This window comes from Mesorhizobium sp. M7A.F.Ca.US.006.04.2.1, assembly GCF_004022915.1.
GTDB lineage: Bacteria > Pseudomonadota > Alphaproteobacteria > Rhizobiales > Rhizobiaceae > Mesorhizobium > Mesorhizobium ciceri.
Genome location: NZ_RZQA01001468.1, coordinates 1 through 787, shown reverse-complemented (window position 1 = coordinate 787; position 787 = coordinate 1). Strand labels below are relative to the sequence as shown.

Annotated in this window: 1 protein-coding gene; it reads right to left on the bottom strand. The window is 62.9% G+C overall.

What is annotated here, in order from left to right:
* On the bottom strand, positions 1–787 hold a 787-nt coding region (locus EN925_RS38105; RefSeq protein WP_164894781.1), incomplete at both ends, for an ABC transporter ATP-binding protein.

Here is a 787-nt window from a genome sequence, read left to right as displayed (position 1 = left end):
CGACGAAATGGTGGCAGCGAGGGCCGAAATTGCAGCCCTTGGGCCGCTCGTGCGGCAGCGGCAGCTGTCCGGGGATGGAGATCAGCGGCCGTGAGTTCTTGTCGGCGCCCGGCAGCGGGATCGAGCGGAAAAGCCCCTGCGTATAGGGGTGGCGCATCCGGTCGAACACGTCCTTGATCTTGCCGGTCTCCACCGCTTCGCCCGAATACATCACGGTGATGCGATCGCAGGTTTCCAGGATCAGGCCGAGATTGTGCGACACGAAGATCATCGACGTGCCGAACTTTTCGCCCAGCCCCTTGACCAGATCGACGATGCCCGCCTCCACCGTCACGTCGAGCGCCGTCGTCGGCTCGTCGAGCAAAAGCAGCGCCGGCTTCGACAGCAGCGCCATGGCAATGACGATGCGCTGCTGCTGGCCGCCGGAGAGCTGGTGCGGATAGGAGCGCATCATACGCTCGGGATCGGGCAATTTGACCGAGCGCACCATATCGAGGGCGCGTTTATAGGCCTCTTCCTTCGACACCTTGTCGTGGATCAGCGGCACTTCCATCAGCTGCTGGCCGACTTTCATCGCCGGGTTCAGGCTCGCCATCGGCTCCTGGTAGATCATGGCGATCTTGTTGCCGCGGATGGAACGCAACTCCTCGTCGGAGAGTTCGCCCATGTCCTTGCCCTGGAACTTGATCTTGCCGCCGACGATCTTCCCGATGTTGGAGAGGTCGCGCATGATGCCGAGCGACACGGTCGACTTGCCGCAGCCGGATTCGCCGACGATGCCCATCGC